Source organism: Mammaliicoccus lentus (assembly GCF_002902755.1).
Lineage (GTDB): Bacteria > Bacillota > Bacilli > Staphylococcales > Staphylococcaceae > Mammaliicoccus > Mammaliicoccus lentus.
This window is the reverse complement of the sequence record NZ_PPRS01000003.1, coordinates 16,358-31,645: the sequence shown is the minus strand read 5'-3', so window position 1 is coordinate 31,645 and position 15,288 is coordinate 16,358. Positions and strand designations below refer to the sequence as shown.

Below are 15,288 nucleotides of genomic sequence, written 5' to 3'. Positions count from 1 at the left end.
TAATGTAAAATGGTAATAGAAGAACATTGGAGGAATGGCTATGAAACAAAAAGGCAAAGAAACGTTTCCTGATATTGTTGCGACCGTATCTTTAAAAGATAAAAACGATATTGAAAAAACAGTAGAAGAACTTAATATGAACGACAAATCAGTAGATATTGTAGAATTTAGAGCGGATACACTATCTGATACTTCTTTGGAAAATATAAATGAAGTGTTAGCTGCGTTTAAATCAAAGTATACCGCTTCACCAATTCTCTTTACTTATCGTTCAAAAGGTCAAGGTGGATTAGGGGACTTCGACCATGAAACATATTATAAATTGATGCAAGATATTATTTGTAATCAAAAAGCAGATTATGTCGATGTTCAATTAGATACTTATGAAGATAATCTAATGAATTGTATTACAAGAGCTAAAAATAATAACGTCAAAATAATTATTTCGCACCATGATTTTAAAGCAACGCCAGATGTGGAAGAAATGTTTGTGACTTACGAAAAAATGGCAGAGCTAGGTGCTGATATTGGAAAATTAGCAGTAATGCCTAACAACGAAAAAGACTTATTATCGTTGTTAAATGCGATGAATAGAGCATATCATCAATTAGATATCGACGTAGTAGGTATATCAATGGGTGAGCTTGGTATTATGACTAGGATTACTGGCGGTTTATTTGGTTCACGACTTACTTATGGTTTTGTAGGTAGCGAAGCAGCACCAGGGCAATTACATGTTAAAAATATTAAAGAACAACTCGCACTGTATAACCAGTAGAATATTTTTAAGCCTGAATTCTCAAAGTTAGAACTCAGGCTTATTTATATGATATAATTGATAATAATTATCAATAGATTAATAGGAGTGTTAAAATGGAATTACAACAAGTCATACAAGAAAGACGTAGTGTTAAAAATTATGATCATGATATGCATATTGATGAAGAAAAGCTAATGTCACTAGTTGATTTAGCAACATATGCTCCGAATCATGGAATGAGAGAACCTTGGCGTTTAGTATACGTTAGTAAAGACAAAATAAATGAATTTGCTAAAAAGGTAGCTACATCTGCATTTGTGAATGATGAGAAAAAACAAGAACAGCATATAGAAAAAGTTTCAAGACTTGGTGGTATTTTTGTAATATTAGCTAGAAGAGATACTAGACAAAAAGAAAATCTTGAAAATCAAATGGCTGTAGCAACATTTATGCAAAACCTAATGCTATTGATACACGAAGCGGGTATGGGCTCATGTTGGAAAACACCTGACTACATCTTTAAACCAACATTCCGTGATATCGTTGGTGCAAATGATGATGAAGACGTAAACGGATTTTTATATGTAACTGAAAAAGATGAAAATGCTGTATTCTCAAGAAGAAAAAATAAATCCACATTAACGAAGTGGTAAGTTTTAATTTAAAAGAGCTAGGGATATAAATCCTTAGCTCTTTTTTGGATGTTATTAATCAAAAAAGCATGAGTTGATATTGTTATTGGATTTACTAAGACAATAATCCAAGTAGAGCACTTTTATTGGATTTTCTACCTCAATAATCCAAGTAGAGCACTTTTTATTGGATTTTCTATGACGTTAATCCAACTACACACACCTCTATTGGATTAAGTAATACCTAAACTCACGAATTAACTTTTTATTCTGGCTCAAACCTAAAAACAAAGCACTTTCGTATATCTTCACAATAAAAATCTAAAGTAAAATATGATTTATGGGTTGCTATAATAACAATAAACATAAAAAATGGCAGATCTAAGAATTAGCAAAACAAGCATGCACTTTTTAAAATATCATATAAAAAATCTCCTCATCCGTTAATAACAAACCCATCGGATGAGGAGAAGCCTTAAATCATCTTATTTTAAATTTTCAGCTAAGAATGCTTTTACGTCTTCTGGTGTTTTAGCATTTGCTGAATGTAAGTGTGCTAGTTTTTCATTGTTTTTGAATATTAATAAACTTGGGATACCCATTACATCATTTTCAGTTGCTGCATCTGGGACATCGTCACGATTAATTTGATACCAATCGTAATTATTGTATTCTTGGACAATCGGATCTATCCATTGATCCATACGCGTACAATCTGGGCACCAGCCTGCAAAGAATTTAATGACTACTGGTTTATCGCTTTGTGTAACCTCTTTGAATTCATCATATTGGTTTATTGTTTTCATATATTTTCAAGCTCCTTAAGAATTAATATTATAAATGAATTATAGCTTATTTTTGTTTATTAAAAAAATATTTAACTCAAGACTATGTGTTCTTAATTAATATTGGTATAATGATGTTAAATACACATATGGAGGTATAGACATGATAAAATTTTATCAATATCCTAACTGTACAACATGTAAAAAAGCTGCAAAATTTTTAGAAACAAATGGTGCGAGTTTTGAACCAATAGATATTACTCAATTAACACCAACTGCTAACGAATTAAAAGATATGATTGATGGAACAGACGTTACTGTTAATCAATTATTTAACACGCGTGGTGCAAAATATCGTGAGTTAGGTCTTAAAGATAAAATTGATGATTTATCTGACGACGAAAAATTCGAATTATTAGCTTCAGATGGCATGTTAATTAAACGCCCATTAGCTGTATTAGGTAACAAAATCACTTTAGGTTTTAAAGAAGATGAATACCGCCAAACTTGGCTATAAAATAGTTGCTTGAATAAGGGCTTTATGTCATTATTATAATTGAATTACATATAGGAGGGGATTACTTTGGCAGTGCCTAATGAGTTAAAATATTCAAAAGAACATGAGTGGGTAAAAGTTGATGGCGATGTAGTTACAATCGGTATTACTGATTTCGCTCAATCTGAATTAGGGGACATCGTATTTGTTGAGTTACCAGAAGAAGGTGACGAATTAACTAGTGGAGATTCATTCGGTAGTGTAGAATCTGTAAAAACAGTTTCTGAACTATATGCACCTCTTTCTGGTAAAGTTGTAGAAGTAAATGATGAATTAGAAGATAGTCCTGAATACGTTAATGAATCTTCTTATGACAAAGCTTGGATGGTCAAAGTAGAATTAACTGATAAATCACAATTAGATGATTTATTAGATGCTGATGCGTATAGTGAAATGATAGGTGAATAGCAATACAACAAACTCCACGGTACAGTAGTATCATGGAGTTTTTTAGCATAATCTCATTGAGAAGTAAAAATATAATATTATTCATTTGTAGAAGGTGAAGGCCATGGCGATGATTAAAAAAGTAATAATCGTAGAAGGTATTTCAGATAAGAAGCGAGTGAAAGAAGTATTAAATGAACCCGTTCACGTAATTTGCACACACGGTACAATGGGTGTCGAAAAAATGGACGAACTTTTAGATGAAATTTATGGTAAACAAGTGTATATATTAGTCGATCAAGATAAAGAAGGTAAACGCATAAGAAAATGGTTCAAAAAATATGTGAGTGAAAGTCATCATATTTATATAGATTCAACTTTTACTGAGGTAGCACGTTGCCCAAGACAATATTTAGCGAATGTGTTAAACTATCATGGATTTGAAGTTAATCACGACTTTGTATTGAAAGGGAAGTATCGTTATCATGAAACGCACAGAAATATCGAACGATGTATACAAGCTTTTTAATGAAGATATACATTTGTTATTCGGTTATACACCAACATGTGGAACGTGTAAAATCTCAGAACGCATGCTAGATATTGCCAACGAAATGACAAAACTACCTATAAACAAATGTGACTTAAACTTTTATCCGGAATTTTGTGAAGAATATGAAATACAATCCGTACCAGTTCTATTTATAATGAAACAAGAAAAAGTTATAAAAAGAATTTATGCATTTCAGTCAGTTCCGTATATAGTTGAGAATATTCAAAAAGTTATTGACGATAAAAACTTATCGTGATAGTATGAATTTAATTAAATACGTAATAGCTCTTATCAAGAGTGGTGGAGGGATGTGCCCTTAGAAGCCCGGCAACCGTCATATAAATATGAAATGGTGCCAATTCACAGAAAGTGTAAACTTTTGGAGATGAGAGAAAGACAATTAATAACGCCTTTCTCTAATCATTAGAGTGAGGCGTTTTTAATTTAAGGATTAGGAGGCAACAGATTTGATCGAGTTAAATAAGGTCGTAAAGACTTTCAAGACAAAAAAAGGTGACATAAAAGCTGTTGACCATGTTGACTTAAATATAGAAAAAGGAAGTATATATGGCGTAATCGGTTTTTCAGGAGCTGGAAAGAGTACCTTGATTCGAATGTTTAACGGGTTAGAAACCCCTACTGAAGGTGAAGTTATAGTAGATGGTGCGAATATAGGTAAATTGTCAAAACAAGAACTTCGAAAAAAACGACAAAAAGTAAGTATGATATTCCAGCATTTTAACTTACTTTGGTCTAGAACAGTTAAAGACAACATTGCTTTTCCGTTAGAGATCGCAGGTGTCTCTAAAAGCGAGATTAATAAAAAGACAGAAGCGTTAATCAAAAGAGTAGGATTAGAAGGTCGTGAAAATGCTTATCCATCTCAATTATCTGGTGGGCAAAAGCAAAGAGTAGGAATCGCGAGAGCTTTAGCAAATGATCCACACGTACTATTATGTGATGAAGCTACGAGTGCCCTTGACCCTCAAACAACAGATGAAATACTAGATTTATTGATAGACATCAATAAAGAGCTGGATTTAACAATTATACTTATCACACATGAAATGCACGTTATAAGAAAGATTTGTGATCATGTTGCCGTAATGGAAAATGGTAAGTTTGTCGAAGAAGGAGAAGTCATCAATGTATTCAATAATCCTCAAACACATGTAACGCAAAGATTTGTTAAGGATGATTTGAAAGCAGATGATTTAGAAAGAACGTTGCAAGACTTCAAGAAAGAACAGCCTGAAGGTGAAATATGGAAGCTGAACTTTGTAGGTGGAACTAGTTCAGAACCTGTGTTAGCCAAAGTGATTAAAGAATATAACGTAAATATTAATGTCATTGAAGGCGACGTTAAACTCACTCAAAATGGTACTTTTGGGCATATGATTGTACATCTGCCTGATGGAAACTATTCTAAAGACCAGATTAAACAAGACTTAAATAATCTTGGTGTGAAAGTTGAGGTGGGTATTAATGAATAAGTCATTTGGTGAAATAATCACTGAAATGGTAACAATGCCTAACGTGAGATGGGACGCTGTATGGGAAGCGTTATACGAGACCTTATACATGACCGTCATTTCAACAGTTTTTACACTAGTGTTTGGCTTAATACTAGGAACGTTATTGTTCTTAACATCTAAAGGAACATCTAAAAGTTCTCGTGTATTTTATTCAATTGTTTCATTTATAGTGAATTTATTTAGAGCAATACCATTTATCATACTTATACTATTGTTGCTACCATTTACTGATATTTTACTTGGTACAATAAGTGGTCCGAAAGGTGCTCTACCAGCCTTAATCATTGGAGCTGCGCCATTCTACGCAAGATTAGTAGAGATTGGCATGAAAGAAATAGATAAAGGTGTAATAGAAGCGGCTGTATCTATGGGTGCAAACACATGGACAGTTGTGAGAAAAGTATTACTTAAAGAATCATTACCTGCACTTGTATCAGGTCTAACTGTAACTGCAATTGCATTAGTAGGATCTACAGCAATCGCTGGTGTTATCGGTGCAGGAGGATTAGGTAACTTAGCATATCTAACTGGTTTCACACGAAATCAAAATGATGTAATCCTAGTTTCTACTATATTAATACTAGTTATTGTATTTGTTATCCAATTTATTGGAGATTTAATTGTTAAGAAAATTGATAAACGTTAAAGGAGTGCCTTAAAATGAAAAAAGTTCTAGGACTATTGTTTGTTTCAATATTGACAGTTGTATTGGCCGCTTGTGGCGGAGGAGACGGAGATAAAGATAAAAAAGAAACGATTAAAGTCGGTGCATCTCCAGCACCACATGCAGAAATATTAGAAGAAGCTAAACCAATTCTTGAAAAAGAAGGCTACAAGTTAGAAATTAAAACGATTAATGACTACACAACACCAAATAAATTATTAGATAAAGGTGAATTAGACGCAAACTTCTTCCAACATACACCATACTTAGAAACTGAATCTAAAGATAAAGGTTACAAAATAGAATCTGCAGGTAACGTACATATCGAACCAATGGCAGTATATTCAAAGAAGTATAAAAAATTAACTGACTTACCAAAAGGTGCAACAGTATATGTATCTAATAACCCAGCTGAAGAAGGACGTTTCTTATCATTCTTTGAAAAAGAAGGATTAATTAAACTTAAAGATGGCGTTGATCCAGTAGATGCTACATTCGATGATATCGCTGAAAATAAAAAAGATATAAAATTCAATAACAAACAAGCAGCTGAATTTTTACCAAAATCTTATCAAGCAGATGAAGGTGACGCAACAATTATCAACTCTAACTATGCAATTGAACAAGGGTTAAATCCATTAAAAGATTCAATCGCAGTTGAAGGTAAAGATTCACCATATGCTAACTTAATCGCAGTACAAAAAGGTCATAAAGACGATGAAAAAATTAAAGCATTAATGAAAGTTTTACAATCAAAAGAAATTAAAGACTTCATCAAAGAAAAATACGATGGTGCAGTAATCGAAGCAAAATAATGATATAAGAATTAGCCCGGGACATTTATATATGTCTCGGGCTTTTTTATTCTAAATAGTTTGGTTAAACGTCTCATGATTTACGCTATGCATCTTTCTTGTTATTACTTTGTTGGTTTAATAAACTACATTTAAGACTTAAAACAAAGGTGGATAAACATGAAAATAATACTAGTTGGAGCACATGGCACGATAGGTTCAGCCGTTGTAACTGAATTAGAAGAAAATGGTCATGAAGTCATAAAAGTTGGACGTAATTCAGGTGATTACCAAATGGATATGACAAACGTAGAGGATATCAAACTCATGTTTCAACAAATCGAAAATATAGATGCTGTAGTCTCTACTGCAGGAGCAGCGAATTTTGATGATTTAAGTGAGTTAACACCAGAATCAAATGAGGTAGCTATAACAGGTAAGCTATTGGGACAAATCAATTTAGTACTTATAGGCCAACATTATATAAATGATGGAGGAAGCTTTACTTTGACTACGGGCGTTATTATGGATGATCCAATAAAAGGGGGCGTTTCTTCAGCGATGGCCGGCGGTGGTATAGAAGCATTTGTTAAATCTGCTGCCTTTGAATTAAAACGGAATTTAAGAATTAATAACGTCAGTCCTAATGTAATCGAAGAAGCGCTTGAAGATTATGGTGATTTCTTTAAAGGTTTTAACGCAGTACCAGCAAGTAAAGCAGCAAAGGCATATTTGAAAAGCGTAGAAGGAATACAATCAGGACAAACTTTTCGTATATATGAATAAAATATAATTGAAGACAAAAATCAGGAAAAATTCTTTCTTCAGTAGAATTTTTCCTGATTTTTTAAAATTATTCTAAAATAATTCATTTGCAAGGTACAATACAAGCATTAAAGCGGCAATAGCATATAAAATCAAGCCGATAAATTTAGAATTTCTAATATTAAATGTGGCTATCGTAACTATCGTTAAAATAGTAAGTAAAGTATTTATTAAACTGCTCAAATTAATAACATTGACTAGATTGAGTAATAGTATAAAAGCGCATATCGCACTAATTACAAATGAAAATTGTTCATATCGTTTCATATTTAAAATCCTTCCTAAATTTATATCTCTAATTATTATAATTATATTATAAAAAAATAAAAAATGCTTACTGAGGCCTTTCAAATAGAATATTTATAAATTGAGAATGAAATCATTTTATTATCATTTAAAAAATATTTCGCTTAAACCCTTGTAATAATAGGGTTTTATAATAAAAAGTGAGCGTAAGTGTTTGATTGCCTATATAACTACGTTATAATAATAAGAGTAAAGAAACATAACAAACTTTGACGTTACATTAAAATTATTATAAACTAGAAAAGATAATGTAGGGTTATCTTTTTAAAATGTGAATAAATTCTCTGGAGGGAAATAAACATGGCATCAAAATTAGAAATCAAAGATTTACACGTAGAAATAGAAGGCAAGGAAATTCTTAAAGGAGTAAACTTAACAATACAACAAGGTGAAATCCATGCAATCATGGGACCTAACGGTACTGGTAAGTCAACTTTATCATCAGCTATTATGGGTCACCCTAAATATGAAGTAACTAAAGGTGAAATCCTTTTAGATGGTGAAGATGTATTAGAAATGGAAGTTGATGAGCGTGCTCAAGCAGGTTTATTCCTAGCAATGCAATATCCATCAGAAATTTCTGGTGTTACAAACGCTGACTTCTTACGTTCTGCAATCAATGCTAAACGTGAAGAAGGCGATGAAATCAACTTAATGCAATTCATCAAGAAATTAGACAAACAAATGGATTTATTAGATATGGATCAAGACATGGCTCAAAGATACCTAAATGAAGGTTTCTCTGGCGGTGAGAAGAAACGTAACGAAATTCTTCAATTAATGATGTTAGAACCTAAATTCGGTATTTTAGACGAAGTTGACTCAGGTCTAGATATCGACGCATTAAAAGTAGTATCTAAAGGTATCAACAATATGCGTGGTGACAACTTTGGTTGCTTAATCATCACTCACTATCAAAGACTATTAAATTATATTTCACCAGATTTCGTACACGTAATGATGCAAGGTCGCGTGGTTAAATCAGGTGGCGAAGAATTAGCGAGACGTCTTGAAGCTGAAGGGTATGAATGGATTAAAGAAGAGCTTGATATTGAAGACGAAACAATTAACGCTGAATAATATATAAGAATTATAGTCAAGTAGGAGGAGTATAAATGGCAACTGAAACAAAGTTAAACATTAGCGTTGAAGATTTAGTAAATTATTCAGCATCTCAAAATGAACCACAATGGATGACTGATTTACGTAAAGACAGTTTTCAAAAGTTAGAACAATTAGAAATGCCTAAACCAGATAAAACAAAAATAAACAGATGGGATTTTGATTCTTTCAAATCTCACACTGTTGAAAGTGATACATTTGAGTCTATCGATAAATTACCTGAATCAGTTCAAAAAATTATCGATACTGAAAATGCTAAAAATCTAATCGTTCAGCATAATAATACACCTGCTTTTACAAAAGTAGATGATAAATTAACTGAACAAGGTGTTGTAATTAAAGATTTAAAAACTGCACTTATTGAAAACAGTGATTTAGTTCAAAAATATTTTATGACAGATGCTGTTAAAGTAGATGAGCATAGATTAACTGCACTACATGCTGCATTAGTTAATGGTGGGGTATTCGTTTACGTTCCTAAAAATGTAGTAGTAGAAGATCCTATCCAATATGTAGTATTACATGACGATAGCGATGCGAGTTTCTTCAATCACGCTATCATTGTGGCTGAAGAAAGTGCAGAAGTAACATACGTTGAAAACTATTTATCAACTGTTTCTTCTAACGATAATCAATTAAATATCGTATCTGAAGTTATTGCTGGAGCTAATTCTAAAATAACTTACGGTACAGTTGATTTCATGGATAAAGGATTCACTGGACACATAATCCGTCGTGGTATTGCAGCAGCAGACTCTACTATCGACTGGGCATTAGGTTTAATGAATGACTGTAGCACTATTAATGATAATACAACATACTTAATGGGCGATCGTTCAAACTGTAACTTAAAAACAGTAGTAGTTGGTCGTGGTGAACAAAAACAAAACTTCACAACTCAAATTATTCAATATGGTAAAGAATCAAATGGTCATATCTTGAAACATGGTGTAATGAAAGATAGTTCTTCATCTATTTTCAATGGTATTGGTTACATTAAACACGGTGGAACAAAAGCAGATGCACAACAAGAATCACGTGTACTTATGCTTTCTGAAAAAGCACGTGGAGATGCAAACCCAATATTATTAATTGATGAAGACGATGTAACTGCAGGACACGCAGCATCAGTAGGTAGAGTAGACCCTACTCAACTATACTACTTAATGAGTAGAGGTATTTCTCGTGAAGAAGCTGAAAGATTAGTTATACATGGTTTCTTAGACCCAGTTGTTTCTGCATTGCCAATTGAAGGCGTTAAACGTCAATTACGTGAAGTTATTGAAACTAAAGTAACAACGCAAATATAAAAATAGGCACAGAAAGGTCTGATAATGTGGCCGAATCAACATTTAATGTAGAAAAAGTAAAAAAAGATTTTCCAATATTAGAGCAAGAAGTAAACGGTAAAAAACTTGTATATTTAGATTCATCTGCCACAAGTCAAACGCCGATACAAGTAACGGATTCTATTGTAGATTACTACAATCGATATAATTCGAATGTACACCGTGGTGTGCACACACTTGGAACGCTTGCTACGGATGCTTATGAAAAAGCACGTGAAACAGTCAGAAGATTTATCAACGCTCGATACTTTGAAGAAGTTGTTTTTACTAGAGGAACAACTACAGCAATTAACTTAGTTGCACATAGTTACGGAGACGCAAATGTTTCTGAAGGTGACGAAATTGTCGTGACTCAAATGGAGCATCATGCTAATATCGTCCCTTGGCAACAACTTGCTAAACGTACTGGTGCAACATTAAAATTTATTCCGATGTCTGACAGTGGCGAACTTGAAAAAGAAGCAATTGATAACACGATAACGGATAATACAAAAATTGTTGCAGTTACACATGTTTCAAACGTATTGGGTACGATAAATGATGTTAAATATATTGCTGAAGTTGCACATCAACATGATGCAGTAATTGCAGTTGATGGCGCACAATCAGCTCCACATATGAAAGTTGACGTTCAAGATTTAGATGTGGACTTCTTTAGCTTCAGTGGACATAAAATGCTAGGTCCAACCGGCATTGGTGCACTATACGGTAAACGTCATTTACTTGATAAAATGGAACCAATTGAATTTGGTGGAGACATGATTGATTTTGTAGGATTAGAAGATGCAACTTGGACAGACTTACCAACTAAGTTTGAAGCAGGTACACCACTTATAGCTGAAGCTATCGGATTTGCTGAAGCAATTAGATACATTGATGAATTAGGCTTAGAAGAAATTCATCAACATGAATATGAGTTAGTTAATTACGCATATAATGAGATGTCTAAAATAGAAGGTTTAGAAATTTACGGACCTTCACCTGAAAAGCGAGCTGGTTTGATTACGTTCAACGTTGAAGGTGTTCATCCACATGATTTAGCAACAGCACTAGATTCTGAAGGTGTAGCTGTTAGAGCTGGACATCACTGTGCACAACCGCTAATGAAATGGTTAAATCAATCATCTACAGCACGTGCTAGTTTCTATGTATATAATACTACTGAAGATGTTGATAAGTTAATTCAGGCACTCTATAGAACGAAGGAGTTTTTCTCTTATGAATTTTAATAATTTAGATCAACTATATCGTTCTGTGATTATGGATCATTATAAAAATCCTAGAAATAAAGGAGCTATCGAAGATGGTTCCATGACGATAGATATGAATAACCCAACATGTGGGGACCGCATCCGCTTAACATTAGATGTAGTAGATAATGTTATTAAAGATGCTAAGTTTGAAGGTGAGGGTTGTTCTATTTCAATGTCTAGTGCATCAATGATGACGGAGGCGGTAAAAGGTCATACCATCGAAGAAGCATTACACATGAGTCAAGAGTTTTCTAATATGATGCTAGGAGAATCTTATGAGATCACAGATGATATGGGTGATATCGAATCTTTATCAGGTGTGTCTAAGTTCCCAGCACGTATTAAATGCGCGACTTTAGCGTGGAAAGCATTTGAAAAGGGCACAAAAGAAGAAGATGACCAGTAACTTTTGAAGATTGGGCGTAAGCTATAATAAAAGAGGAGTGAAGAAAATGGCTAAAAAATCACCAGAAGTTGGAGATTATAAATATGGTTTCCATGATGAAGACGTTTCTATTTTCCGTTCAGGTAGAGGTTTGACAGAAGAAATTGTTAGAAAAATATCTGAAATGAAAGATGAACCACAATGGATGCTAGATTTCCGTTTGAAATCATTAAAACAATTCTATAAAATGCCAATGCCAATGTGGGGTGGCGATTTATCAGAATTAAACTTTGATGAAATCACATATTATGTAAAACCATCAGAACGTTCTGAACGTTCATGGGATGAAGTACCAGAAGAAATTAAAAACACTTTCGATAAATTAGGTATTCCAGAAGCTGAACAAAAATATCTTGCAGGTGTATCTGCACAATATGAATCAGAAGTTGTATACCACAACATGGAGAAAGACTTAGAAGAACAAGGTATCATCTTTAAAGATACAGATTCAGCTTTACGTGAAAACGAAGACTTATTCAAAGAATACTTTGCTTCTGTAATTCCAGCAGCAGATAACAAATTCTCAGCATTAAACTCAGCAGTATGGTCAGGTGGATCATTCATTTACGTACCTAAAGGTGTAAAACTTGAAACACCATTACAAGCTTACTTCAGAATTAACTCTGAAAATATGGGTCAATTCGAAAGAACTTTAATCATTGCAGACGAAGGTTCTTCAGTACACTACGTAGAAGGTTGTACTGCTCCAGTTTATACAACAAACTCACTACACTCAGCAGTAGTTGAAATCATTGTTAAAAAAGACGCATATTGCCGTTATACAACAATCCAAAACTGGGCAAACAACGTTTATAACTTAGTTACAAAACGTACGTTTGTTTATGAAAATGGTACGATGGAATGGATCGATGGTAACTTAGGTTCTAAGTTAACTATGAAATATCCATCATGTTTCTTACTTGAAGAAGGCGCTAGAGGCATGACATTATCTATAGCACTTGCAGGTAAAGGACAAGTTCAAGATGCTGGAGCTAAAATGATTCATAAAGCACCAAACACATCTTCAACTATTGTATCTAAATCAATCTCTAAAAATGGCGGTAAAGTAGTTTACCGTGGACAAGTACACTTTGGCCGTAAAGCTACAGGTGCTCGTTCTAACATTGAATGTGATACTTTAATTATGGATAATGAATCAACATCAGATACAATTCCTTATAATGAAATTATGAATGATAACATTTCATTAGAACACGAAGCGAAAGTTTCTAAAGTATCTGAAGAACAATTATTCTACTTAATGAGCCGCGGTATTTCAGAAGAAGAAGCAACTGAAATGATCGTAATGGGCTTCATTGAGCCATTCACAAAAGAACTACCAATGGAATACGCAGTAGAAATGAACCGTCTAATCAAATTCGAAATGGAAGGTTCAATCGGTTAATTATATAACGACAAACCCCCTTACCAATTTAATTGGTGAGGGGGTTTTGTTTTATAAGTGCGAGTAGCTTATTGTTTATGATGGATAAGAAGAAGGTAAAGCCTCTAACGTGCAAGAAATTTGAGACAAGCCCGTTACATTTTCTAACGGGCAAGTGCTAATAAACAAGCCCGTTAGCACAATATCTTGCATAATTATAATGTAATTTCACATTAAATATATATGATACATCACTTTAATGTGCAAGAAATTTGAGACAAGCCCGTTACATTTTCTAACGAGCAAGTGCTAGTAAACAAGCCCGTTAGAGCGATATTTTCTACGATTTTGTAAAGTGCTGACGCCTGAGGAAATAGTGTGAGTGAGAGACTACAGTCTCGAACCATACTCTAGGCAAGCATGCGTGTACAAAATCGTATATTATATAAAAAATAAGCATATCACTTTCAAACTGAAATAATCAGTTAAGTGATATGCTTATTTATTTTGAGTTGGGATTTTTATCCGAAACTCTAAAGCTTATTCTTCATTTTTCAAAACTTTAATATTAATCTACTTCTGATAATTTAGTAGATGATGTTCTATTTCTTAAGTCTACTTCTATTTCTTCTAAGCTACGTCCTCTTGTTTCTGGTAGATACTTAATAACAAATATCATAGCTAAAATACCGATTACTGCGAAGATTAAGAACACTAGCTCAATACTTAATACTGACGTAAGTATTGGGAATAATTGAGCTACTAATAAGCTCCCGATTGATAGTGATAATGTTGCTATACCTGTAGCAGCACCTCTAGCTCTCATTGGGAATAATTCTGGTAGCATTACCCATAATATTGGTCCCCAAGTAAATGCGAAGAATACAATAAATAGTGTTAGACAAGCTACAATAATCCAAGCACCAACTGTTGAACCAAGACCGATTGTCCATACTAATCCTGCCATTATAAGTAATGATCCAACCATACCTATGTTACCAGTAATTAATAGTTTCTTTCTATCTATTTTATCTATGATTTGAATAGCAAAGATTGTAACAATCACGTTTACTGAACCTATTCCTACTGTTCCTAATATTGCAGTAGAATCTCCTAAACCTGCTTTTGTAAAGATAGTAGGTGCATAATAAATGATTGCGTTAATACCGATTATTTGTTGTAGTAGAGCGAATAAACAACCAATTATGAGTACTGGTCTTAACCATACTGATTTCAATACAGTCCAAGTACTTTCTGAAATGTCTATAATTTCTTTCATTTCGTCAATTTCTTTATCAATTTCTTTTTGTTTACGCGTCATACCCATAACTTTACGAGCTGATTTTTCACTTTTATGTTCGAGTAGCCATCTTGGACTTTCTGGCATGAAGTATACACCAATCATTAAGATAACTGATGGTACAACAGCTAGTCCAACCATCCATCTCCAAGCTTCCATATCTGCGAAAGCATAGTTTATAAGATATGAAGCAAGTATACCAATTGTTATCATCAATTGGTTTAAAGAACTGAGCGACCCTCTTTTATCTGTAGGAGCCATTTCTGATAGATATACCGGAACGATTGCTGAAGAACCACCTACAGCTAACCCGATTATAAATCTACCTATAACAAGCATGCTTAAGTTTTGTGCACCTGCAAGTAATAGCGCACCAGCAATAAATACGATTGCTATTATAAACACAAGTCTACGTCGTCCAAGCTTGTCTGATAATGGTCCACTTGAACCGGCACCAAATATAGCCCCGATAAGCATTGAACTAACGACAAATCCTTCAGCAGTACTTGAAAGTGGTATGTCATTTTTTATGAATAGTAAAGCGCCTGAAATTACGCCTGTATCGTAACCGTAAAGCAATCCACCTAAAGCTCCTAGGAAGAATATTAACTTTGTTCGAAAATTGCTTGTTCCCATTC

The 15,288-nt window shown here is 33.5% G+C and carries 17 protein-coding genes and 1 riboswitch; of the genes, 15 read left to right on the top strand and 2 right to left on the bottom strand.

Annotation, left to right across the window (positions count from 1 at the left end; genetic code table 11):
* Nucleotides 1-40: 40 nt before the first annotated feature.
* Both aroD and CD135_RS00700 read left to right on the top strand, forming a co-directional pair.
* Entirely contained in the window at nt 41-778 is a 738-nt protein-coding gene (gene aroD, locus CD135_RS00705) for a type I 3-dehydroquinate dehydratase (protein ID WP_064204456.1), read from the top strand.
* A gap of 95 nt (nt 779-873) precedes the next feature.
* A complete protein-coding gene (locus tag CD135_RS00700; protein WP_064204455.1) occupies nt 874-1,413 on the top strand; it encodes a nitroreductase family protein in 540 nt (179 codons plus the stop codon).
* A 464-nt stretch (nt 1,414-1,877) separates the two neighbouring features.
* Here CD135_RS00700 and CD135_RS00695 read toward each other — a convergent pair whose 3' ends face one another.
* Entirely contained in the window at nt 1,878-2,198 is a 321-nt protein-coding gene (locus CD135_RS00695) for a thioredoxin family protein (protein WP_017001078.1), read from the bottom strand.
* Between the two features lie 142 nt (nt 2,199-2,340).
* Between CD135_RS00695 and CD135_RS00690 the strand changes: the two genes are divergently transcribed.
* The 13 genes from CD135_RS00690 (at nt 2,341) to sufB (ending at nt 13,371) form a co-directional block, all read left to right on the top strand.
* Nucleotides 2,341-2,694 carry an arsenate reductase family protein gene (locus CD135_RS00690; RefSeq protein ID WP_017001079.1) on the top strand — a complete coding sequence of 118 codons (354 nt, stop codon included), beginning with the start codon at nt 2,341-2,343 and terminating at the stop codon, nt 2,692-2,694.
* 66 nt (nt 2,695-2,760) lie between these two features.
* Nucleotides 2,761-3,141, top strand: coding sequence for a glycine cleavage system protein GcvH (gene gcvH, locus CD135_RS00685; RefSeq protein WP_103268585.1), 381 nt, complete (start codon nt 2,761-2,763; stop codon nt 3,139-3,141).
* A 103-nt stretch (nt 3,142-3,244) separates the two neighbouring features.
* Nucleotides 3,245-3,649: a toprim domain-containing protein gene (locus CD135_RS00680; RefSeq protein WP_017001080.1), complete on the top strand. Its 405-nt coding sequence runs from the start codon at nt 3,245-3,247 to the stop codon at nt 3,647-3,649.
* Complete coding sequence (locus CD135_RS00675) at nt 3,606-3,929, top strand: thioredoxin family protein (protein ID WP_017001081.1); 324 nt, start codon at nt 3,606-3,608, stop codon at nt 3,927-3,929. The genes CD135_RS00680 and CD135_RS00675 overlap by 44 nt, the downstream gene beginning before the upstream one ends.
* Nucleotides 3,930-3,958: 29 nt before the next feature.
* A riboswitch (SAM riboswitch) is annotated at nt 3,959-4,065 on the top strand.
* 75 nt (nt 4,066-4,140) lie between these two features.
* Nucleotides 4,141-5,166 carry a methionine ABC transporter ATP-binding protein gene (locus tag CD135_RS00670; protein WP_103268584.1) on the top strand — a complete coding sequence of 342 codons (1,026 nt, stop codon included), beginning with the start codon at nt 4,141-4,143 and terminating at the stop codon, nt 5,164-5,166.
* Nucleotides 5,159-5,854, top strand: a complete 696-nt coding sequence (locus CD135_RS00665; protein WP_017001083.1) for a methionine ABC transporter permease — start codon at nt 5,159-5,161, stop codon at nt 5,852-5,854. Before CD135_RS00670 ends, CD135_RS00665 begins: the two co-directional genes overlap by 8 nt.
* A gap of 14 nt (nt 5,855-5,868) precedes the next feature.
* Nucleotides 5,869-6,687: a MetQ/NlpA family ABC transporter substrate-binding protein gene (locus CD135_RS00660; protein WP_064204452.1), complete on the top strand. Its 819-nt coding sequence runs from the start codon at nt 5,869-5,871 to the stop codon at nt 6,685-6,687.
* A 159-nt stretch (nt 6,688-6,846) separates the two neighbouring features.
* Nucleotides 6,847-7,452, top strand: coding sequence for a short chain dehydrogenase (locus CD135_RS00655; protein WP_103268583.1), 606 nt, complete (start codon nt 6,847-6,849; stop codon nt 7,450-7,452).
* 645 nt (nt 7,453-8,097) lie between these two features.
* Nucleotides 8,098-8,877, top strand: coding sequence for a Fe-S cluster assembly ATPase SufC (sufC, locus tag CD135_RS00645; protein WP_017000937.1), 780 nt, complete (start codon nt 8,098-8,100; stop codon nt 8,875-8,877).
* A 35-nt stretch (nt 8,878-8,912) separates the two neighbouring features.
* Entirely contained in the window at nt 8,913-10,229 is a 1,317-nt protein-coding gene (sufD, locus tag CD135_RS00640; protein WP_017000938.1) for a Fe-S cluster assembly protein SufD, read from the top strand.
* 2 nt (nt 10,230-10,231) lie between these two features.
* Complete coding sequence (locus tag CD135_RS00635; protein WP_174700894.1) at nt 10,232-11,497, top strand: cysteine desulfurase; 1,266 nt, start codon at nt 10,232-10,234, stop codon at nt 11,495-11,497.
* Entirely contained in the window at nt 11,487-11,927 is a 441-nt protein-coding gene (gene sufU, locus CD135_RS00630; protein WP_064211459.1) for a Fe-S cluster assembly sulfur transfer protein SufU, read from the top strand. Before CD135_RS00635 ends, sufU begins: the two co-directional genes overlap by 11 nt.
* A 46-nt stretch (nt 11,928-11,973) precedes the next feature.
* Nucleotides 11,974-13,371, top strand: a complete 1,398-nt coding sequence (gene sufB / locus CD135_RS00625) for a Fe-S cluster assembly protein SufB (RefSeq protein ID WP_017000941.1) — start codon at nt 11,974-11,976, stop codon at nt 13,369-13,371.
* 547 nt (nt 13,372-13,918) lie between these two features.
* On the opposite strand, the gene glcP is transcribed toward sufB, so the two are convergent.
* Entirely contained in the window at nt 13,919-15,286 is a 1,368-nt protein-coding gene (gene glcP, locus CD135_RS00620) for a glucose transporter GlcP (RefSeq protein ID WP_016999751.1), read from the bottom strand.
* Nucleotides 15,287-15,288: the final 2 nt, after the last annotated feature.

Excerpts from the sequence above, each read along its gene's own strand:
- aroD (WP_064204456.1), top strand. The coding sequence starts at position 41 with ATGAAACAAAAAGGCAAAGAAACGTTTCCTGATATTGTTGCGACCGTA.
- CD135_RS00700 (WP_064204455.1), top strand. The coding sequence starts at position 874 with ATGGAATTACAACAAGTCATACAAGAAAGACGTAGTGTTAAAAATTAT.
- CD135_RS00695 (WP_017001078.1), bottom strand. The coding sequence starts at position 2,198 with ATGAAAACAATAAACCAATATGATGAATTCAAAGAGGTTACACAAAGC.
- CD135_RS00690 (WP_017001079.1), top strand. The coding sequence starts at position 2,341 with ATGATAAAATTTTATCAATATCCTAACTGTACAACATGTAAAAAAGCT.
- CD135_RS00680 (WP_017001080.1), top strand. The coding sequence starts at position 3,245 with ATGGCGATGATTAAAAAAGTAATAATCGTAGAAGGTATTTCAGATAAG.
- CD135_RS00675 (WP_017001081.1), top strand. The coding sequence starts at position 3,606 with ATGAAACGCACAGAAATATCGAACGATGTATACAAGCTTTTTAATGAA.
- CD135_RS00665 (WP_017001083.1), top strand. The coding sequence starts at position 5,159 with ATGAATAAGTCATTTGGTGAAATAATCACTGAAATGGTAACAATGCCT.
- CD135_RS00660 (WP_064204452.1), top strand. The coding sequence starts at position 5,869 with ATGAAAAAAGTTCTAGGACTATTGTTTGTTTCAATATTGACAGTTGTA.
- CD135_RS00655 (WP_103268583.1), top strand. The coding sequence starts at position 6,847 with ATGAAAATAATACTAGTTGGAGCACATGGCACGATAGGTTCAGCCGTT.
- sufC (WP_017000937.1), top strand. The coding sequence starts at position 8,098 with ATGGCATCAAAATTAGAAATCAAAGATTTACACGTAGAAATAGAAGGC.
- sufD (WP_017000938.1), top strand. The coding sequence starts at position 8,913 with ATGGCAACTGAAACAAAGTTAAACATTAGCGTTGAAGATTTAGTAAAT.
- sufU (WP_064211459.1), top strand. The coding sequence starts at position 11,487 with ATGAATTTTAATAATTTAGATCAACTATATCGTTCTGTGATTATGGAT.
- sufB (WP_017000941.1), top strand. The coding sequence starts at position 11,974 with ATGGCTAAAAAATCACCAGAAGTTGGAGATTATAAATATGGTTTCCAT.
- glcP (WP_016999751.1), bottom strand. The coding sequence starts at position 15,286 with ATGGGAACAAGCAATTTTCGAACAAAGTTAATATTCTTCCTAGGAGCT.